Source organism: Faecalicatena contorta (genome assembly GCF_003149105.1).
Taxonomy (GTDB): Bacteria; Bacillota; Clostridia; order Lachnospirales; family Lachnospiraceae; genus Muricomes; species Muricomes contortus_C.
Genome location: NZ_QGDS01000020.1, coordinates 1 through 20,028, shown reverse-complemented (window position 1 = coordinate 20,028; position 20,028 = coordinate 1). Strand labels below are relative to the sequence as shown.

General features: G+C 44.6%; 19 protein-coding genes and 1 pseudogene. 2 read left to right on the top strand and 18 right to left on the bottom strand.

Annotation, left to right across the window (positions count from 1 at the left end; genetic code table 11):
• Positions 1-5: 5 nt before the first annotated feature.
• From A8805_RS19785 to A8805_RS19730, 12 genes are all read right to left on the bottom strand, one after another.
• On the bottom strand, positions 6-824 hold the full coding sequence (locus A8805_RS19785; RefSeq protein ID WP_109714394.1) for an ABC transporter ATP-binding protein: 819 nt from the start codon (positions 822-824) through the stop codon (positions 6-8).
• Entirely contained in the window at positions 808-1,608 is an 801-nt protein-coding gene (locus A8805_RS19780) for an ABC transporter ATP-binding protein (protein WP_109714392.1), read from the bottom strand. The genes A8805_RS19785 and A8805_RS19780 overlap by 17 nt, the downstream gene beginning before the upstream one ends.
• Positions 1,608-2,426, bottom strand: a complete 819-nt coding sequence (locus A8805_RS19775; protein WP_109714390.1) for an ABC transporter permease — start codon at positions 2,424-2,426, stop codon at positions 1,608-1,610. Before A8805_RS19775 ends, A8805_RS19780 begins: the two co-directional genes overlap by 1 nt.
• A complete protein-coding gene (locus A8805_RS19770; protein ID WP_207657734.1) occupies positions 2,419-3,381 on the bottom strand; it encodes an ABC transporter permease in 963 nt (320 codons plus the stop codon). The genes A8805_RS19775 and A8805_RS19770 overlap by 8 nt, the downstream gene beginning before the upstream one ends.
• Positions 3,378-5,129 carry an ABC transporter ATP-binding protein gene (locus A8805_RS19765; protein ID WP_109714388.1) on the bottom strand — a complete coding sequence of 584 codons (1,752 nt, stop codon included), beginning with the start codon at positions 5,127-5,129 and terminating at the stop codon, positions 3,378-3,380. Before A8805_RS19765 ends, A8805_RS19770 begins: the two co-directional genes overlap by 4 nt.
• A 1-nt stretch (position 5,130) precedes the next feature.
• A complete protein-coding gene (locus tag A8805_RS19760; RefSeq protein ID WP_109714456.1) occupies positions 5,131-6,852 on the bottom strand; it encodes an ABC transporter ATP-binding protein in 1,722 nt (573 codons plus the stop codon).
• A gap of 115 nt (positions 6,853-6,967) precedes the next feature.
• Positions 6,968-7,153 (bottom strand): cysteine-rich KTR domain-containing protein, encoded by a 186-nt coding sequence (locus A8805_RS19755; protein WP_109714454.1) that lies wholly within the window; start codon positions 7,151-7,153, stop codon positions 6,968-6,970.
• 8 nt (positions 7,154-7,161) lie between these two features.
• Positions 7,162-7,797, bottom strand: a complete 636-nt coding sequence (locus A8805_RS19750) for a TetR/AcrR family transcriptional regulator (RefSeq protein WP_109714386.1) — start codon at positions 7,795-7,797, stop codon at positions 7,162-7,164.
• Between the two features lie 116 nt (positions 7,798-7,913).
• Positions 7,914-8,702, bottom strand: coding sequence for an ABC transporter ATP-binding protein (locus A8805_RS19745; protein WP_109714384.1), 789 nt, complete (start codon positions 8,700-8,702; stop codon positions 7,914-7,916).
• A 14-nt stretch (positions 8,703-8,716) separates the two neighbouring features.
• Entirely contained in the window at positions 8,717-9,715 is a 999-nt protein-coding gene (locus tag A8805_RS19740; RefSeq protein ID WP_109714382.1) for a FecCD family ABC transporter permease, read from the bottom strand.
• Entirely contained in the window at positions 9,712-10,671 is a 960-nt protein-coding gene (locus tag A8805_RS19735) for a FecCD family ABC transporter permease (protein ID WP_242992501.1), read from the bottom strand. The genes A8805_RS19740 and A8805_RS19735 overlap by 4 nt, the downstream gene beginning before the upstream one ends.
• A gap of 76 nt (positions 10,672-10,747) precedes the next feature.
• A complete protein-coding gene (locus tag A8805_RS19730) occupies positions 10,748-11,755 on the bottom strand; it encodes an ABC transporter substrate-binding protein (protein WP_109714380.1) in 1,008 nt (335 codons plus the stop codon).
• 319 nt (positions 11,756-12,074) lie between these two features.
• Between A8805_RS19730 and A8805_RS19725 the strand changes: the two genes are divergently transcribed.
• The gene (locus A8805_RS19725) at positions 12,075-12,899 is read left to right on the top strand and encodes a helix-turn-helix domain-containing protein (RefSeq protein ID WP_242992499.1); all 825 of its coding nucleotides are present in this window, start codon (positions 12,075-12,077) and stop codon (positions 12,897-12,899) included.
• Here A8805_RS19725 and A8805_RS19720 read toward each other — a convergent pair.
• From A8805_RS19720 to A8805_RS23050, 6 genes are all read right to left on the bottom strand, one after another.
• Positions 12,896-14,014 (bottom strand): uroporphyrinogen decarboxylase family protein, encoded by a 1,119-nt coding sequence (locus A8805_RS19720; RefSeq protein WP_242992497.1) that lies wholly within the window; start codon positions 14,012-14,014, stop codon positions 12,896-12,898. The two genes, A8805_RS19725 and A8805_RS19720, sit on opposite strands and share 4 nt — an antisense overlap.
• On the bottom strand, positions 14,002-14,760 hold the full coding sequence (locus tag A8805_RS19715; RefSeq protein ID WP_181392928.1) for an ABC transporter permease: 759 nt from the start codon (positions 14,758-14,760) through the stop codon (positions 14,002-14,004). The genes A8805_RS19720 and A8805_RS19715 overlap by 13 nt, the downstream gene beginning before the upstream one ends.
• A gap of 27 nt (positions 14,761-14,787) precedes the next feature.
• Positions 14,788-15,894, bottom strand: coding sequence for an ABC transporter substrate-binding protein (locus A8805_RS19710; protein ID WP_109714376.1), 1,107 nt, complete (start codon positions 15,892-15,894; stop codon positions 14,788-14,790).
• A gap of 47 nt (positions 15,895-15,941) precedes the next feature.
• Positions 15,942-16,745: an ABC transporter ATP-binding protein gene (locus tag A8805_RS19705; protein ID WP_181392927.1), complete on the bottom strand. Its 804-nt coding sequence runs from the start codon at positions 16,743-16,745 to the stop codon at positions 15,942-15,944.
• A gap of 49 nt (positions 16,746-16,794) precedes the next feature.
• Positions 16,795-18,012, bottom strand: coding sequence for a trans-sulfuration enzyme family protein (locus tag A8805_RS19700; protein WP_109714372.1), 1,218 nt, complete (start codon positions 18,010-18,012; stop codon positions 16,795-16,797).
• 613 nt (positions 18,013-18,625) lie between these two features.
• Positions 18,626-19,087 (bottom strand): hypothetical protein, encoded by a 462-nt coding sequence (locus A8805_RS23050; protein ID WP_242992508.1) that lies wholly within the window; start codon positions 19,085-19,087, stop codon positions 18,626-18,628.
• 735 nt (positions 19,088-19,822) lie between these two features.
• On the opposite strand from A8805_RS23050, the pseudogene A8805_RS19690 reads away from it, so the two are divergent.
• A pseudogene (locus A8805_RS19690) lies at positions 19,823-20,028 on the top strand (IS256 family transposase); the annotation flags it as partial.

Genomic DNA, 20,028 nt, shown 5'->3' with positions numbered 1-20,028 from the left:
CTCCTTTAAGAAATATATTTTTTATCAAAAACAACGCAACTGATCGTTTGAAGCGCAGTTTTCTTAAACATTAAGGCTTTCACCAAGCTTTTGGAATAGCTATGGGTGAAATCATCATAGCTGCGGACATCCTTCACTGTTTCAACGATTTGTCCGTTTTTCATTACAATGATAACTTGGGAAAGGTACATAGCCACTTCAATATCATGGGTGATAAACAAATAGCTGCACTGTAGTTCCTCCTTTAGTTTCATCAGTAAATCCATAATTTGTTTTCGCAGAGTAACATCCAGACCGCTCAAGGACTCATCGAAAATAATGAGTTTTGGTTTGACACTGATTGCTCTTGCGATACAAACACGTTTTTGCTGGCCGCCCGAAAGCGTCCTGGGCCTTCTCGTGAGCAGCTCTTCCGGTAAGCCCACCAGATTTGCCAACTCACGGATACGCACTGTGCATTCAGCCATGCCCATTCCCATCAGGTCTTTTAATGGCTCGGCCAATATTTGCTCTACCGTTTGCCTGGGGTCAAGGGAACTAAGCCCGTCCTGCATAACAAGCTGAATATCAGCACGTTTTGCCCGAAGTCCGGTTTTGCCGTATGCAAAAACAGATTTGCCGTCTATTTCAATGTCCCCACTGGTAGGGCGCTCCACAAACGCCAGCATTCTTGCCAGAGTACTTTTCCCGCTGCCGCTTTCACCTACGAGGGAATAGACCGTATTTCCCTCAAAATTCATCGAGATGCCGTTGACCGCATGGCAGACATGACCCGGCCTGCCCGATTCCGCATAGTACTTGATTACATCACATGCTTTTAGCATAATTTCCCTCCGTTAAAAGACTTGCACCAAGTAGTTCCTTCGTATACTCATGGGACGGGGCAGTGAAAATCTGCTGTGGCAGGCCTTCTTCTATCAACACACCGTCTTTCATAACAACAATATAATCAGCCAGCGCAGCCGCAACGCCAAAATCATGGGTAATGACAAGAAGCGATATGCCCAGCTTTTTTATTCGCACAAACTCCTGCAAAATGATTTCCTCAGAAACTGCATCCACCGCCGTGGTGGATTCGTCAGCAATGATCATCCGCGGTTCTAAAAGCAGTGTAAGCGCAATCATGACACGTTGAAGCATCCCTCCCGATAATTCATGGGGATAGCTCCGTATAATTTTCTCGGGCTGGGGCAGATTCATCTTTTCCAGCATCTGCATAATTTTTTCATACGCTGTACGCTTGTCCGCTTTACCATGTACAAGCAATGGCACTGCCATTTGCCTGCCAACGCGGGTAGTTGGTGCAAAGGCCGTCATGGGGTTCTGCATAATAATCGCCAGATCGTTACCGCGTATCTGCGCCAATGCCTCCGGCTTCATTCCGATAAGCTCCTGGCCGCAAAATATACAGCTTCCTGAAACCTCAAATACATTAGGATTCAGAATGCCCAGTAATGCTTTATTTGTCATGGTCTTTCCACTGCCGCTCTCTCCGATAATGCACAGAGTCTGGCCATTGTTTACAGAAAGATTGACGTCACGCACAAGCTCTTTACCACCTTTTTTAAGGCGCACATGTAAATCCTTTATCTCTAAAATATTTCCCATCACGCTTCCTCCCTGGATAAAATATCCCGAAGTGCCTCACCAAAGAGGTTAAAACCGGCTGCTGTAAAAATAATGCAAATGCCGGGGTAAACAAGCAATACCGGGTGTGTTTGGAGGTGGCTGGCAGCAGTGCTGAACATGGAACCCCATTCCGCAGTTCCAGTTGCAAATCCAAGCCCCAAATAGGCAAAAATAGATATCGTCAGGATAATAGACGCAATCCCGGTACTGAAATAAACGAGCAGATGAGGAAGGATATTCGGAAGAATATGCCGTGTCAATATTTTGCGGTTGTTGCATCCGGAAACACGGCAGGCAACAATATAATCCTTGCCCTTTTCCTGCAGCACATAGGTTCGGATTACCCGCGCGTACCATACCCACATGGAAAACAGCAGGGAAAACATGATGTTCCAGTACCCATTCCCCAGAGAGCCGACCAGCGTTACCGCCACAAGGATAGGAGGAAATGCCATAAAAATATTGCACACGATATTAAAGACCTTATCTAATAATCCTCCGGCATATGCGCAGGTCACGGAAAGAGCTGTGCTGAATACCGTTAGAATCAATAGTGCGGGTATGGCAATTCCCATAGAATGAGAGGCTCCGGAAAGTAATCGTGAAAGTATGCAGCGCCCCATCTCGTCTGTTCCCAAAGGGTACCCTCTGTTTGGTTTTGCAAATGTGTTGTAAATATCAACTTCATTCGGATCGTTGGGAGCTAAATTGGGGGCAAATATTGCGGCGGTCAAAACAATCAGGATCATGATTATGCCTACAACAGCTTGTGGATTTCGAAGTATGCTTTTATACACGGAAGCCCTCCTTTCCGTTTTCCATATCACGGCCAATCGCCAGGTTAATCATATCAGCCGCAAAATTAATCAGAACAAACAAAACAGCAATTACAAGAACACACGCATTTATGACAGGAAGGTCACGGGCAAGAATTCCGGAAACCATATACGAGCCGATGCCAGGCCATGAAAACACACCTTCCACTGCTGCACTTCCTGCCAGAGTAAAGCCAAACTGCTGAAACAACAGTGTAATCATCGGCGGAAGGGAATCCTTTAGTACCATTCTGTTTATTTTGGATTCGGGCAAGCCAAGGGCACGGGCATAAGTAACAAAATCACTCTGATAACTGCTGATCAGGTTTGAACGAAGAACCCTTATACTTGCAGCCGCCATGGGAACCGCCAGTGCCAGTGCAGGAAGAATCGTACTCTTTATATTCCCAAAATCAACTACATTGAAGATGGGGAGTGCAACTGCGAAAAGCACAAGCAGCATACTTCCAATCCAGAAGTTCGGCAGTGACATTCCGAATATCGTCGTTATCTTTGTTGCCTGATCGAAAGTCCGGTCTTTATGGGCAGCAGCATATATACTGTTCGGTACCGTAAAAATAACGGCAAAAAGTGTAGCCATCCCAGCCAGGCTGAGAGTGGCAAAAAGAGTGCCTGGAAGCTCTTCTGCAACCGGAATACGCGTTCTGAGAGAAATTCCCAGGTTGCCTTGAAGGGCGTTTCCAATCCAGCCAAAATACTGTTCCGTGAAAGGTTTATTAAGTCCCATTTCTTCACGGACAATTGCAATCTGTTCCTGCGTCGGATTTGATGTTGTGCGCCGCACAAACGCCTCTGCCGGATCAGTGGGGGAAAGGTTTGAAAATAAAAAAGCCAATAACGTTGCGCCGCACAAAACGATGATGAGCATAGCGATTTTACTTATTACTTGTTTGAAAAAATAATCACCTGTTCTCATGACAAGTCCTCCTGGCTCATTAACTTCCACCCGATTGCCTTCTTTCTGACGCCGATGAAATTAGCATAAATACCGGGGATGTTAATCAACTCATCATGCTTGCCCGTTTGTACAATTTTTCCGTTATCAATAACAAGAATTTTATCTGCGTTCATCACTGTTTTTAATCGGTGGGCTATCATAATAATAGTTTTGTTTTGGGTCAGCGCCTCGATGGCCTCTTGAAGATCAGCCTCATTCTCCGGGTCAACATTGGCAGTTGCTTCGTCCAAAATAATGATAGGCGCATCCTTCAGCATGGCACGGGCTATGGATATACGCTGCTTTTCTCCACCAGAAACGGTTGCGCCGCCTTCACCAAGCACAGTGTCATATCCATCCGGCATAGCTGCAATGAAATCATGGCAGCGTGCTGCTTTGGCGGCAGCCACTACTTCATCGTGGGAAGCATTCGGTTTTCCAAACTTAATATTATTTGCAATGGTGTCATTAAACAGGTATACCTGCTGGAACACCATACTGAAATTTGCCATCAGACTGTCCAGAGCATATTCCCTGACATCTGTTCCACTTAGTTTTATGGAACCTTTGTCAACATCCCAAAAACGGGCCATTAAGCTAGTCAGCGTTGTTTTGCCGGAACCGGACGGGCCAACTATGGCTGTTGTAGTACCTTCTTCAATTGTGAAACTCACATTGTCAATAATTTTTCGTTCTCCGTAGGAAAACTCCACATTTTCAAAAACAATATCATGACAATCAATCTTTTGCTTTGAGCCATGCTCATCCATTCTTGGTGTAGTGTCAATTTGCTCAACACGGCCAATGGAAGCGTCAATCATCGGCAGCATAAAGAACATTTCACCAGCAGATTCCAATTCGCTGTATACTAAAAACGCAGAAACTGTCATCATAAGGCAAGTTATCAAAGACATTGTTCCATTCAGGAATAACCATATCGACAGAAGAATGGCAGCAGCAGAGGCAGCCCTTAAAACAACATGTTCCAATACGTTATAAGGGATGCGCTTGCTTTCCAGCTTAAAATTTTGATGCTGGGTTTCGTCAATGGTATGATTCAAAGTCTGGTTGGCAGCTTTATCGCCATGAAATGCCCGGACCACACTCATTCCCTGAATATATTCCAGAACCGAGTCAACAAGTTTTGTTTGTGCCTGCAATCGTCCGGGGGATAACTCTCTCGACTTTTTAAGCAGGCGGGAGTTTACCAACAGGAACAAAAGCATCCCCGCCATAAACACCAAACCAATACGCCAATCAAAAATCAGGATGGCGATGGAAAAGACAGAGGTTCGGATCATCCCAACCATTGTTCTTGCAACAACCGCAAACGCCATTGCCTCTAAGTCCTCCATTGTTGAGGTAGCTGCCGCTGTCAGACTGCCAAGGCTCTGACTGTTGAAGTAGCCCATCGGCATATATTTCATGCGCTCACCTATGCTAATACGCTTTTCTTCGCACATGCGATAGCTTGCCCGGCCCTCATTTCCATGTGCCAGATACCAGCAGACTGAAGCACCGGCCACGCTTAACACCATAATCCCCAAAGCTGTCCATGCTGTAGCAGGGACAACGCTTTGTTCTACCAATGCTTTTAATACGGTCAGCAGAGCCATAAATTGAAGCGATTCAAAGACGCTGCGGAGGAGTTCAAATGTCATCCCTTTATACCAGGTCTTCTTTTGTTTACCCGAGAAGGCAAAGAAACGTTTATAAGCATCCAGCATTTTAATTCCCCCTTTCTGCCTGATCTGTGTCTTTAGCTTGTGTATGAGCAGTCCACATCCGGTTATATAGCGGGCATTGAACCAATAGTTCTTCATGTGTTCCCGCAGCCAGGATTTTCCCGTGTTCTACAACGGCAATCTGATCCGCTCCGGTTATTGTAGATAGGCGGTGGGCGATTACAATCAGTGTCTTGCCTTTGGTAAGCCGATTCACAGCATCTTGTATCACTGCTTCATTTTCGGGGTCTGTATAGGATGTTGCTTCATCGAGGATAACAATAGGCGCATCTTTCATCATAGCGCGTGCTATGGCGATGCGCTGCCGCTCTCCACCAGACAGATGCCCGCCGGCACCACCCACTGTGGTGTCATATCCACGGTCAAGCCCTGAGATAAACTCATGGCAGCCGGCAGCTTTAGCTATGGCTTCCACTTCATTGTCAGTGGCGTCAGGCTTGCCCATGCGGATATTTTCACGCACTGATATATTGAAAAGAAAATTATCTTGGGATACATAGCCGATTAGGTCCATTACTTGTTCGGCCGGCAGGTCCTTTATCGCAATTCCTCCAATCGTGACAGAGCCGCCGTCCACATCCCAATAGGATGCAATGAGTTTCGCAATCGTGGACTTTCCACTGCCGGATGGCCCAACCAATGCAGTAGTTGTTCCTTGCCGTATCTTCAGGTTAATGCCGCATAAAACCTGTGTATCTTTATATGAAAATTTCACATCCTGCAAAGTGATGTCTGTATTATTCACCTGCTGTCTTTGTAATGGCCTGTTCAAATCAGGTTCCTCTAATATTGCGCTGATCTCACCAACAATCGTGCCGATTTTTGAAAATTCATCTGTCAGGAAAATGGCTGCTATCAGAGGACCTACAATGCCCAGCGCAAGAATCATAATAGTAATAAAGGTGGAGGCATCCAGAGAGCCGTTCATGTAGAAAACACAACCAGCCGGCAGTATTCCAATGAGAACAGCAGGCCAAATTGTCATCATCAGGGCGGAATAGCCCTGGGTTGATTTCATCCAATCCAAAATCAATTCCGCATTCTTATGAACCGCATCGGTAAATTTCGCATAGGATGCTGCGCTTTGATTAAATGCTTTTATTACCTCAATGCCATTTATGTACTCAACTGTAGTAGCGCTCATATGCTTACCCGCCTGCATCACCGCACCATACTTTTTGGGATATTCTTTCATCTGTGCCATATAACACAGCATCCCCACAGGGATTGTAACTAAAGACACCAGAGCCATCCGCCAATCCAGTGTAAACAGATATATGACAATGGCAAATGGAACCAGCAGATTTGCAGTCATTTCGGGAACGATGTGGGCAAGAGGAACCTCCATTTGCTCCACTCGCTCTACCATTGCATTTTTTATTTTTCCGGATGGTGTATCTGTTAAGTAGCCCATCGAAATCCGGGTGAGCTTTGACGCAAGGCAGCGCCGGATCTCTGATAAGACGAAAAAAGTCGCCTTATGAGATGCGTGGGTGGACATCCCATGAAATATGGATTTGAGAAGGAAAGCAGCCAACGCCACAATTCCCCAAATGATATATGTAGAAAAGTTTGTATTCCCCGCTATCAAAAAGTTTACCATACGGGCTACTGCGAAATAGGGAACCAGGCCGCAGGCCACTCCCAATACAGCCGTTATTACTGAATACAGATATCCTGCCCGGTGGGGGCGGATAAATTGCATCAGCCGTGAAAATGGATTTTGCTGTTTCAAAGATAATCTCCTCCTCCATTTTGTTAGTCTCAGCTAACCGCCACCGCAAAAAAAGCCGATAATTCACGGGAATATTCCCTGCAAATTATCGGCTCTGCGTCTTAGCGTCTGGCTCTACTGAAACTATTTTATTATGTTGTATTCCCACAATATGTGTCTGCCCGCACTTTGGGCAAAAGAGCGGGAATTTTATCAACACTGTTTCCGGATATACTTTTGTTCTGGATTTATTCCCACAGATTGGGCAATGAACCCAACCCTCCGAGTCAATTCGCCCCTTCAACTGATATCTCCTCCAGTTCCCTCCAGGATACTTTTCCAACCGGCATTGTAAAAAAGGCGCATCCGCTGAATATGTATGTTAGCTTGCTCCTGCGGCATATCATGCACCACTACTTCAAACACGCCAGAGTAAAAAGCACTGGACAAAAGGTGCGCTAAATCCGCCGTTAATCTGCCGGACGAAACAGCATCATTTCCTGTCTGCTCAATAAATTGCATGGTACACGCAACATCAATCTCGACAATGCGGTGCATCAACTCCTGCGCCGCTTTGTTTTCTCCACTCATCATCAGCAGCCTGAACATATCAAAGTGTTCGTAAATATAGTCAACGATTTGAGGGAATCCACCATCTGCGTAAGATATGGCCCGCTCCTTTTGTTCAGTTCCAGACATCGCCTCAAATTCGCCAAGCATCATACCCAGCAGACCGCAAAAACCGTCCACTACCGGCTGAACTAATTCACGGTACAGGCTTTCCTTGTCCGTAAAGCGAAAATAGATAGAGCCTTTGCTTGATCCTGCTTTCGCAGCAATCGTCCGCAAAGACGCATTTTCATATCCGTTTTCAAGGAATTCCTCTTTTGCACACTCAAGCAATTTCTCAGTGACATCATCTGTTCGTATTGCCATCTATTCGCCCTCTCTATTTTTAGACCAGTGGTTTAACCGATGGTCTTATTCTACCACCGGCTTGGCAAATGGTCAAGTGCTAATCCTCCTTTTGTTTATTTTTTATTTTCAAATAGTTAACCGCATACCCCATATGGAAGACATACCGGCACATCCAGCACAGGATGCCGTATCACTTCTGCCTCCACACCAAAAACCTTCCGGATTGTTTCCGGCTTTATAACCGCCTCAGGGGTGCCGTCACAATACTTGTCACCATCCTTTATGGCTATAAGGTAATCAGAAAACATAACGGCATGGTTTAAATCATGTAAAACCATGACAACCGTTACGCCCTGCTCTATATTTAATTTCCTTAGTAGCTGAAGTATTTCGAGTTGATGTGAGATATCCAAATAGGTAGTCGGTTCATCCAAAAACAAAATATTTGTTTTCTGCGCCAGTGCCATGGCAATCCAGCCCCGTTGCCGTTGACCTCCGGAAAGCTGATCCATTTCCCGCTTTTCCAGTTTTTCCATATTCGTGCAGGACAACGCCCAATCAATCACTTCTCTGTCTTTTTGTGTCATGCCGGACAGCTTTGTGCGATAAGGGAACCTTCCGTATTCTACCAGATCCCGCACACATATCCCCCCAGGAGTCTGTGCGCTTTGAGGTAACAGGGCCAGCTTTTGTGCAACCAGCTTTGTAGGCATTTTGTGTATAGATTCACCATCCAAATACACAACACCGCTTGATGGGGCAATGATTCTTGACATGGTTTTGAGAATGGTAGATTTACCGGAACCATTTGAACCAATTAATGTTGTAATCTGTCCTGCAGGGATTTCAAAGTTGAGATTATGAAAAACCAAAACGCTGCCATAACCCGCAGATAACTTGTCTGCTGTAATACAAGCTTGCATAATATTTTACCTCCTTAAATCTGCTTACGAAGCAGGTATAGAAAATAGGGCGCAGCGAAAATGGAAATCATGATACCTGCTGGTATTTCTATCGGTTGAAATAAAGAGCGGCCTATAGTATCCGCCAATAACAGGAAAAGCCCGCCGATAAGCATAGAGACCGGGAGAAGATAAGAATGGCGTGGCCCTACAAGTCTCCTGGATACATGAGGTGCCACCAAACCGACAAATCCAATTCCTCCGCTGACGGAAATACAACTGGCTGCCAGAGCAACCGCAACAATCAAGAGAATTCTCCGCTCTTTTTCTACCCGGACGCCTAACGCCAGAGAAGTTTCTTCACCAAGGAGAAGAATATCCAGCACATTAACTCTGGTAAGCAATAAGGGAATCAGAATTAACAAATAAGGAATCAGCGCATGAATCTGATGCCAGCTGCTGCCCCAGATGTTCCCTGCCAGCCATCTTGCCACCAATTGATAGCTACTGCTATCCATGTCGGCAGCCAGAATGAGCATCAAAGAAGAAAATCCGGCTGAAACACCAATTCCGCCCAATAACAGATAATCAGGCCGTATCTTCCCATTCCTTTTAGAAAAACCATATAGCAGCACCGCTGCCAAAAGGCCGCCTGCCAAGGCAAACAGTGGTTGGTAAATCATGCTGCTAATATGCAGAGAAGGAAAGAATGTCAGAAAAAGCATCACCGAGAATCCTGCACCAGCGTTGATGCCAAGGATTCCCGGATCAGCCAGATGATTTCCTGTCACTGCCTGCAATGTACAGCCAGACAGAGCCAGCCCCATTCCACACAAAACAGCCAAAATAATACGTGGCATCCGAATTTGCAGCAACACAACCGATGCTTCAGGGCTGTCTGGATGAATAAGACTTTCTAAGACATTTTCATATGGTATTTTTAGATACCCACAGTTTATAGAAAACAGGATTGCAGCACAGGTTACTGACAGAATCAGCCCTGGCAGCAGCCTCTGCCGGGTTCGTTTGTTCATATAACGGTTCCTTTCTTTTGATAGGTCAGAGCCAAAAAAACTGGAACGCCAATTGCCGATACAAGTGCACCCACAGGGGTATCAAAAGGAGCATGAATCGTGCGTGCTGCTATATCGGCGGCTACCAGTAAAATTGCTCCTAAGAGTGCTGATGCAGGTAATATTTTCCGGTAATCAGATCCTACCAGCAGACGGGCGGAGTGCGGTACAATCAGCCCTAAAAATGAAATCCCGCCTACTGTCGATACACTCACTCCTGCCAGAACCAAGACAACCACAATGCCGGTCAGATGCACTGCCCGTATGTTTATCCCAAGCCCTGCAGCAGTTTCTTCACCAAGTGCCAATATGGACAATTTCCCCGAAAGAAAAAATCCGATTAATGCCGCACCCATGATGCATGGCATGGTTATCTTAATCTGCGTCCATGTAATACCAGACATACTACCTGCCGTCCAAAAGGATAGATTTTTAGAAATACCAAAAGTAAGTGATATTCCCTGGCTGAGAGCCGTTAATAAGGCAGAAACAGCAGAACCGGCTAAAATCAGCCGTATTGTTCCAGACTTCTGCTTTCCCATGCCTAGCCCATATACCATAAGGACAGCTGCCGCTGCCCCAAGAAATGCGGAAAACATTGTACCGAAAATTGGAATGGAAGGAAAAAGGACGGTGGTAACAGCAACAAAAAACCCTGCTCCGGCGTTAATTCCCAAAAGTCCGGAATCAGCTAATGGGTTTCTCGTGACCCCTTGCATAATAGCTCCCGCAAGGGCAAACGCCGCACCAGTAAAACACGCAGCCAGTGCTCTTGGCATACGCATCTCCAGCATAACCCTTCCAATTTCGGAAGGGTTATGCTGGAGAAAAAGGGTTTGAATTAATATTCTAAGATCTCCTCCGGCAACACCTGTACTAACGGATAACAAGACAAACAATATTAGTATGACAATCATAAAGAGTATTAAAAATGTATAACCCACTTTTGTATGAATTGCGGTGTTTTTTAGGAAGGTCCTTTCTTTAAACGTTTTATTCATCATCAACATTTGTGTGGTTTATAATAGCCTGCGCCATCTTCTCCATATAGAGTAATTTTCCATTGGGTGTGTAAGCCATATTATATTGATTGTTATTCAGCCCATAGTACACATTCCCATTCTTTACAGCTTTCAGATTCTGCCAGGTAGGACTGTTCGCTGTATCTCCAAGTTTTCCATCATCACTAAAGTAAAAAATATGTTCTGCGTCAATCTTGGAAAAGTATTCTGCATCTACAACTTCACCCCAGACATTTTCAGGCACGCCTGCTGAAGGCTTCAGCTTCAATTCATTGAAAATAAGATCACCAGGCCCTGCTGTCCGATAAACATAATAAGAGCCAAAATGCACTGAGTTCGCTTCAATAACCGCAAAGGACTCATCACCAACGGCAGCCTTTACCTGTTCAGCAAGTTCAGCAGCTTTTGCATCGTAGGTCTCAAGCCACTCTGCCACAACGTCCTCTTTGCCAAACCACTCACCCAGCTGCTGAAAGCGTCCGCGCCAATCTACAAAATTAATATCATCGCTGAGCATGACCGTAGGAGCAATAGCCTTTAGCTGGTCGTACACCTTTTCATGACGGATGTTCATAATAATAAGATCCGGTTTTAATTCTGCTATCTTTTCCAGATTTAAATCCATAGTTCCAGAATAATTTCCCACTACTTCAACTTCATTTTTCCTAAAGTAGTCTTGAAGGTAATCCGGCACTGTCACGCCGTCAAACATACTGGTATTTGCTGAACCGATAAATGGAACCCCCATAACAATCAATTCATCTGCTGACCCCGATACGTCTACAATGCGCTGTGGGTTTTTAGGAATCTCAGCTGTTCCCTTCATATCCTCAATCGTTTTTACAGTATCATTCGAATCAGCCTCTTCGTTTGAATTCGTTTGCTGACCGGTTTTTTCCGAACTGTTTGGTGTGGCTGTGCAGGCAGCCATAAGTAATACTAAAATAAAACAAATCGGAATAATAAACTTTTTCTTCATTTTGATCCTCCTATATGTAATCTAATTTTACAATCTTTAGTTAGATATCACTAACCATGATGAGTATAAGGAATATGAGAAAACTCTTCTACCCCCAAACGGATTCTTTTTACCCCAAGACGGACAATACGAATAAACTTTTCTTGACAAGTTAGACGCGTCTAACTTATAATTAATACAAAAGAGTACCTTACCCTTGTTTTGTTTCTTATATCACGAAATATTAAGGATTGATAAAATGTCATATTTGCCATTAAAATTTGAAAATTCAAATATTTTTCCTAAAGAACGTATATCCGTTCGACCTGATTTACATATTATGCTATCTACCGGTACCCTGGAAAATAATATTTGCAGAAAATCAGAATCAACTGCTCCTATATTCGAGTTATCTTATACCCGAAAGAATACCTTGCATGGAGAAGTAAACCGGACACCGGTTGAACTTCGCCCTGGATATGCCTCACTTGGGTTTTTGGGAGAAGCTGTCAGCCATTCAGAGTACGATAGAGGAGATAACATTCAGCTATATTCTATCTGGGTCAGCCCTTCTGCATTTGATTGTTTTTGTGAAGCTGTCTGCGGAAAGAGCAATATAGGATTTCGTTCTTTTCAAAAGGAAGCTTATTACCGTTGCGATTTTAAAAGTGATGCCCAGGAAGAAAGCATTATAAATAAGCTGGATTCATGCTTTTCAAATGGGTCCGGAGCCCTGAACAGACTTTTGCTGGAGAGTTATATTCTGGAACTGCTGTCTCTGAATATAGAGAGGCTGCTTTGTAAGGATTCTTTGGATGAACGCTTTTGTGAAATATCTAAATCTGATATAGAGCGATTGGTTTACGCCCGCGAAGTTCTTTTAAACCGGCTGGAAACTCCTCCGACTTTACTTGAATTATCACGCATCATCCAGATGAATGATTGTAAATTGAAGCGGCTTTTCAAGGTATATTTTGGAAAAACCGTTTATGAATTTGTTCGGGAACAACGATTGGAAAAGGCTTTTTCTTTGCTTCAAGAAGGGAATTGTAACGTAAGCCAGACCGCATATGCTATAGGCTATACGAACATAAGCCACTTCTCAGAGGCATTCCAGAAAAGATTTGGTGTAAGCCCCAGTTCACTTCTGCGAGCCATTAACTAATCCTCCATCCACAGGAGTTCCTGATTAATCGGATAACGTCCGAAAATCCTCGCCGCATCCATAAGTGCCATCATATTTTCCTCCGGCGTGTTCATGGGTGTCTGACATCCAGATGTCAGCACATACCCCTTCGGTGAATCGTATGCCTTTCGGATACACTCCCTGGCAGAGCGAAGCACATCGTGAGGACTTCCCATGCGCATTACATCCACGGGCGGAACATTTCCCTGGATGCACATATAAGGGCCCAGCACCTGTTTGGCCTCTTCCATATCCTCCACATTATCCGGACCAAATGTACCGATTCCGGTGGAAATCAGTTTCTCCCACAGCTTCCGGCTGGTGCCGCAGATGTGCAGTCCACATCCTCCGCCCTGGTTCTTAATATAATTCACATTCCTCTGGAAAAACGGAAGGGAAAACTTCTCATACTGGGACACACGCAAAAGAGAGGTAGAACTCATGGGATCTGCAAACCCAACTCCGACACCCATATCCAGAAGCCTCTGAATGTAGAGATTATTATTCTCTGTGATAATCTCCATCATCTGGAGCACCTGATCCGGATGCTTCATCATTCCCTTCAGCAAAGTCTCTGCACCGACCAGCATAGCTGCAATAGTAAAAGGGCCGGTCACAGTTCCGCTGACAGGGACTTTATCTCCCAGCTTCTTTTTGACCAGCCTGAGTCCTTCCAAAATAATAGGGAGCCTGCCGTCCCTATCCACATCTACCAGCCCCAAACGATTCACTTCCTGCAGGCTTTTTATGGCAGGTGTCTCCACCTGGGCAATGTTATAATCTGAATACTTAATCTTCGTCCCCATGGCCTCCGCCATTCCGCGGAGAGTTATGGATATCCCGGCTCCATCAGAATGATATTTCTCATAAATATACTCTTCCAGCGCACACATTTTCTCCGAAGAAAAATAATATTCCGTCAGCGTACATCCAATCAGGGGAGCCAATGTCTCCCCTGAATCGATGCAGCACAGAATCCGGTCAACTTCTTTTCCCTCGCTTAAGAGCCTGCTTCGCTCCAGCGCGGTCAGTTCATCCTCCGGGACTTTAAGTCCGTGCAAATATTGTTCTATCATACTTCTTACGCCGTCCATTTCAACAGATAATTCTTCAGCTGCTCAAACAACATCATCACGCAGACCAAAACCAATACCATGAATAAAAACCCGGCCCACACATTTGCATACAGACCGTAATCAAAGTACCTTCGGACATAAAATCCAAGTCCGAAGCTTGCCCCATACATCTCCGCAAATACCAGCATAACGAAGGAACTTCTCAGAGAATTGACAAAGCCTCCTATGATAGACGGGCTGGCTGCCGGAAGAATCACCTTAAACATCAACTTAACACCTTTTAACTCCAGTGTCCTGGCATTATCCAGGTACCGCTTGTCAATCGTCTCAATTCCGGTGATGGTAGCAAACAGGGTTGCCCACACGGTTCCGTAAAAAATCAGGAATATTGAGGAAATCCAGAAATTTCCCGCAATCAGGATTACAAACGGAGAGAGCAAAATGGCCGGCACGCAGCTAAATGCGTAGATAAAAGGATGCAGTGCATCTCGCAGATACTTGCTCATTCCTAAAATCACACCCACGACCAGCGCAATCATCAGCGTGATTCCAATGGATGGAATCAGCAGCTCGAATGACGCCAGCATGTTCTTCAACATGACTGTCCGCTCACTTACGAACGCTGCCCAGATCTCTTCAATTGTCGGAAACATCATAGAGCCGAATACTTTGTTGTCGGATATGTGCTTATAGAGGAGTACAAGTCCTGCTCCAAATGCCACTGTCAGCCAATATTTTTTTACATAACCAAGAACCTTTTCCAAAATATATTACCCCACATTCCTATCCAACTACTGCAGTTCCTCATACATCTGTACCTGGCTGTCCCAGAAATCCGGATCATCATCATAATACTTGTCCACACATGCGTCAAGAGCAGCCTTGTAGAGATTATCATATACCACATCCTCAATTACGCTGTCATCCATATCTGCATCGATAAGTCCCACCTCACGCTGGAAATGCCAGTTATCTACAACAGTCTTCTTAACGGTCGCAACGTTCAGCTCATAGTGCTCAGTCTCATCCATATAGGCCTTTACATAGTCAAGATCTGCAGCTAACACTTCAGACATAATCTCTGCACACTCATCTCTGTTTGCCTCAAAGTAGCACTGTGCACGGAGCAGTGCCTCATTGAGAAGCTTAACTGTAGTAGGATTCTCCTGTACCCATGAATTGCGTGCTACCATACGGCAGCAGGAATAGTTCGGTGTCACATCATCACAGTAAGCCATGATACCAATTCCCTCTGTATTCTGAATCATATACATACGGCCAGTTCCCATAACAGCGTAATCAATCTGTCCGTTCAGGATTGCTGCAATCTTATCTGCGTCGTTATCAAACGGCACCCACTGAATGTCATTGTTGATATCGTATCCTGCCTCATGAATCTTGCTTGTGATAGCATAGGTTGTCGGAGAGCCTCCAACCTTCTTACCCACGAAATCGGTAGGTCCGTTCCATACGGTTCCTTCTTTCGCAATAATCGGCATACAGCCTTCCAGCATAAATCCTCCGATGATTGCAATATCATCCCCAGATGCAATCATCTGAAGAGGCTCATTCGTTCCAGAGTTGGATGCTATATCCACCTGTCCATCCGAAACTCCCTGTAACTGCCCGTCATCCAGCGGCACTTCTTTCACATTCAGCCCAACATCCTCAAAATATCCCAGCTGAGTCGCAAGTGTTACGAGTACATTGCCACTAATCCCCTGAGCCCACACAACATCCGTTTTCTCCGGATCGTAGGAGTCCTTTGTCACCGAACCTACATCTGCCTTCTTCGTGTCCTCCGACTTGCTGTCGGATTCTTTATTTCCGCCTCCGCAGGCAGTCAGGCCAAGTGCCATCACTGCCACAAGCAGAATGGATACAATTCTTTTCTTCATCTGTTCTTCCTCCATTTTTTCACTGTCTGATTTCTATACAAAATGTGCTAGTTGTTTTGTACTTTATTGGTGCGTTCCGCTACATCACGGTTAATGTAGTAGATCAGTTCATTCCTAAGTTTCAGAACATCCGGATTGTCAAAGATACTTTCTCTGGTCGCATGCATATCACCCGGCACCTTCTTGTCGTATATGATGTTACTCGGAGACTGACCAAATACGAGAATGCGGTTGGCGAGAAGAATGGCCTCATCCACATCATGGGTTACGAAAAATACGGTTTTCTTCTCATCCTCGTTATTCCACAAATCAACCAGAAGATCCTGCAGCTTGGCACGGGTAACCGCATCCAATGCTCCAAAAGGCTCATCCATCAGAAGGATGGGCGGATCGATACTTAATGACCTCGCAATCGCACACCGCTGCTTCATACCACCGGACAGCGCCTTGGGAAGCTTCTTGAATACCGTCCCATCAAGTCCAACCTTGGCCAGCATATCAACTGCAATCCCTTTCAGTTCCTTTTTGCTCTTCTTCGGATACTTCTGCTCGAGGGCCAGCATAATATTTTCTCCGGCCGTCATCCACGGAAAGAGTCCATAATCCTGGAATACCACACTCCGGTTCAGGCTTGCGCCCTTCATATCTTCCCCGTTCACCTGGATTACACCGTTAGCAGGAGCCTCAAGGCCTGCCAGCAATCTTAAAAATGTACTCTTTCCACATCCGGACTGTCCAAGAAGACATACAAACTCTCCATGTTCCACTTCTACACTGATGTCCTTCAGAATCAGACGCTCCGGCTGATCCTTATATGCGAAGGAAAGATCTGTAATTTTAATTTCACTCATTTGTACTGTTATCCTCTTTTTCTGAATCTACATCAGTTTACAAAACTATCTATAAGACTGCAAAAGCCTGCTGGAAATCGGCAATGATATCCTCTGCATTTTCCAGACCTACAGACAGACGGATCAGGTCATCCTTGATTCCAGCCTCTGCCCGCGCCTCAGGCGACATATTTGCATGTGTCATACTTGCCGGATGCTGGATGAGCGTTTCCGGATCTCCGAGACTTACAGCAATAGATGCAAGCTTTAGCGCATTTACCATCTTCTTGCAGGCGGTAAATCCGTCCATCCCATTCACTTCATCCTTCAGTTCAAATGAAATGAGGCCGCCAAAGTTCCCGTGCATGATTTTCCCGGCTAGTTCGTGCTGCGGATGGCTCTCAAGCCCTGGATAGTAAACCTTCTTTACATAGGGAATACCCTCAAGGTACTTTGCAACTGCCATTCCATTCTCTGAGTGACGTGCCATACGAAGCTCCATCGTCTGCATTCCCCGAAGCATGAGGTATGCATCAAATGGACTCGGTGTCGTACCGCAGATCTTAGAGGTGATATTCTTACGGATCGGTGTCACCAGTTCTTCTCTTCCGATGATTGCACCGGCAATTACATCACCGTGTCCGTTGATGTACTTCGTGCAACTGTGAAGCACCAGATCTGCGCCTTCCTTCAGCGGATATACCTCTGGGGGCGGTGTAAATGTGTTATCCACTGCCACTATAATTCCATGCTCATGTGCAATCTCTGCAATAGCCGAAATATCTGTAAGCTCCATGGTCGGATTCGTCAGAGTCTCAAAATAAATCAGCTTCGTGTTCTCGCGGATTGCCGCCTTCACTGCGTCCAGGTCATTCGTATCCGCATATGTAACTTCAATCCCCAACTTACTCAATGTCTCCCGGAATACAACGTCTGTACATCCGTATACGCATTCACCGCAGATGGCGTGGTCTCCGGCTGCCAGTGCCCCAAGCACAACGCCGCCTACCGCTCCCATCCCAGATGCCGTTGCCACACAAGATTCTCCGCACTCCAAAGCGGCAATCTTTGTCTCCAGCGCGGCTACGGTAGGATTACCGCCCCGGGAATATGCGTATCCCTGTGTCTCTCCGCTGAAAATCGAAGAGCCCTGCTCAACAGTCTCAAAGCAGAATGTAGAGGTCTGGTAAATAGGCGTTGCCAGCGCGCCGTAAACTTTGTCCGGTCCCTGGCCTGCGTGGATAACGCAGGTTCCAAATCCCGTCTGTCCAAAATCAATCTCGTTCATCTTATCCTCCCTGTATATATGTTACTTTTTAGACAACCAACCTGATGTTACCACCCCCGGTATGTTTTCGTCTAATTGTTTATTTACATATATACACCGGACGAATAGACATCTTCTATAACATTTCAAGGCAGATAATGAATCTTTTTACTTGCATGGGTTTTCCATAGCTTACCTCTTTTATTTTGTTTTTTACCATAACAACAGAAAAAGGACATTCTCCATATAGTTGGAAAATGTCCTTTTAATTTCTTAGCTCAAACTTTTCATCGCCAGGCTTATACGTCAGTTTAATTTATTATAACGCATTTCCCTTTATTAAGCCATCCTTGATAAATAAAAAAGCGAAGCATTCTTTAATGAAAGCCCTTAATCCCTATTAGTTTGTCGTACTATTGTCGTATGGCACACACTTTTTCGTACTCTCTGCCAGTCCAAATTGGACTCTTTCCTAAAATACATCTAATCTGTATGCTAAATTTTGAATTGATTCTTGTTTCTTCATACCGGTTGTTTCTTAACTTGTGCCATAACTCCGTCACTTGGATTATTACGAATAATGTTATCCCGTACCGCCAACTGGAATGTTGGATGCAATACTGTATGAATTGTCTCAATATAGCCCGAACAAATTTAAAATTTTCTGCCAAAAATTCATTTTTTGAGTTACTGTTTCGGTAACTTCTGCAACATCTTCCTTTTCAATTGCAGCTGTCTTAATTACAAACTGAACAGATTCTACCTTCTTATTCTTCTCAGATACGAAGGATACTATTTCGGTTTCTTCACCAGATATAGAAGCTATCATCTCATCAATTGAATCCTCCACCTGCGTATCCATATCTAATGTTTTCTCATAAAATTCACTTGTTCCGTCATGTAATTCAGTTGTTCCGTCACATAAGGTTACAATTCCATTATACAACTCTGCTGTGCCCTGCTTTAATGTTCCTGCCCCCTCTAATAGCTCCTTACTTCCAGATGCAAATGTGCTGACTCCATCCACCAATTGTGAATAACTGGCAGCAACAGTAGCAACCCCTGATGTATACTCATTGATTCCTGTATCTAACATGGTGTAATTATTAACAAGTTGATCAATTCCACTCTTTAATGTGCTCATATTTACTGCCAATCCTGACAATGTATTTGCCAAAGAAACAATCGCACTATCAAATGCTTCATAATTTGTTTTTAAGTCAGACAGCCCGTTTACAAGTGAAGCGACCCCAGATGAAACCGTATTAAAATAAGTTTCCGTCCCACCAATTGCTGCATTGTTTCCGGTTAACAGTGTCACAATGTTACTGAGACTTGTAATCTGATTTTCCAAATCGGAAACCTTTGCAGCATTTTCTTCATTGCTTTCATATCCTGGAATACTTTTTAGTTGTTCCAGAGATACCTGCAGATTAGCAATCTGTTCCGACAATGATGTAATTGCCGCACTATTTCCCGCTTTTAACTGATTTAGATCTAATCCATTCTGATTCATTGCCGCTTTATATGATTCGTAAGATAGATTTGTCTGTAGCGTTACTGCTCCATCATAGAGATTACTTATTCCCTGCTTAATGGAAGCCGAGCTACCCGTTAATTGTTCTAACTGCTCAGTCGAAACAGACACACTCGTTAGACTCGACTGAATTGTTGTAAGTGCATCAAGGACTTGTTTAGAACCACCTGTAAGCGTTTCGGATTTTGAGGGAGTGTAAGATAGAGTGTGTAAGTTCAAAATGAACTTCACACTCTGTTTTTTTGTCAGGATATGTTAAACTAAACAACAGAGAAAAGGAAGGATAGAACTACTATGGCAAGAAGAAAACGTGACCCTAAAAAAGATGCACTGGTACAGGCAATACTGAATCAGTACCAACCGGAAAACGTCGGAGACATGCAGGATGCTTTGAAAGATATCTTCGGCCCTATGTTTGAATCAATGCTTCAGGGAGAAATGAAAGATCATCTGGGTTATGAGAGTAATGACCGACAGGAAAAGGAGGGGACAAACCGCAG

What these genes read in the sequence shown, in the direction of transcription:
- A8805_RS19785 (WP_109714394.1), bottom strand. Translation starts at nt 824, where the DNA reads ATGCTAAAAGCATGTGATGTAATCAAGTACTATGCGGAATCGGGCAGG.
- A8805_RS19780 (WP_109714392.1), bottom strand. Translation starts at nt 1,608, where the DNA reads ATGGGAAATATTTTAGAGATAAAGGATTTACATGTGCGCCTTAAAAAA.
- A8805_RS19770 (WP_207657734.1), bottom strand. Translation starts at nt 3,381, where the DNA reads ATGAGAACAGGTGATTATTTTTTCAAACAAGTAATAAGTAAAATCGCT.
- A8805_RS19765 (WP_109714388.1), bottom strand. Translation starts at nt 5,129, where the DNA reads ATGCTGGATGCTTATAAACGTTTCTTTGCCTTCTCGGGTAAACAAAAG.
- A8805_RS19760 (WP_109714456.1), bottom strand. Translation starts at nt 6,852, where the DNA reads ATGCAATTTATCCGCCCCCACCGGGCAGGATATCTGTATTCAGTAATA.
- A8805_RS19750 (WP_109714386.1), bottom strand. Translation starts at nt 7,797, where the DNA reads ATGGCAATACGAACAGATGATGTCACTGAGAAATTGCTTGAGTGTGCA.
- A8805_RS19745 (WP_109714384.1), bottom strand. Translation starts at nt 8,702, where the DNA reads ATGCAAGCTTGTATTACAGCAGACAAGTTATCTGCGGGTTATGGCAGC.
- A8805_RS19740 (WP_109714382.1), bottom strand. Translation starts at nt 9,715, where the DNA reads ATGAACAAACGAACCCGGCAGAGGCTGCTGCCAGGGCTGATTCTGTCA.
- A8805_RS19735 (WP_242992501.1), bottom strand. Translation starts at nt 10,671, where the DNA reads ATGATTGTCATACTAATATTGTTTGTCTTGTTATCCGTTAGTACAGGT.
- A8805_RS19730 (WP_109714380.1), bottom strand. Translation starts at nt 11,755, where the DNA reads ATGAAGAAAAAGTTTATTATTCCGATTTGTTTTATTTTAGTATTACTT.
- A8805_RS19725 (WP_242992499.1), top strand. Translation starts at nt 12,075, where the DNA reads ATGCTATCTACCGGTACCCTGGAAAATAATATTTGCAGAAAATCAGAA.
- A8805_RS19720 (WP_242992497.1), bottom strand. Translation starts at nt 14,014, where the DNA reads ATGGACGGCGTAAGAAGTATGATAGAACAATATTTGCACGGACTTAAA.
- A8805_RS19710 (WP_109714376.1), bottom strand. Translation starts at nt 15,894, where the DNA reads ATGAAGAAAAGAATTGTATCCATTCTGCTTGTGGCAGTGATGGCACTT.
- A8805_RS19705 (WP_181392927.1), bottom strand. Translation starts at nt 16,745, where the DNA reads ATGAGTGAAATTAAAATTACAGATCTTTCCTTCGCATATAAGGATCAG.
- A8805_RS19700 (WP_109714372.1), bottom strand. Translation starts at nt 18,012, where the DNA reads ATGAACGAGATTGATTTTGGACAGACGGGATTTGGAACCTGCGTTATC.
- A8805_RS23050 (WP_242992508.1), bottom strand. Translation starts at nt 19,087, where the DNA reads ATGTTAGATACAGGAATCAATGAGTATACATCAGGGGTTGCTACTGTT.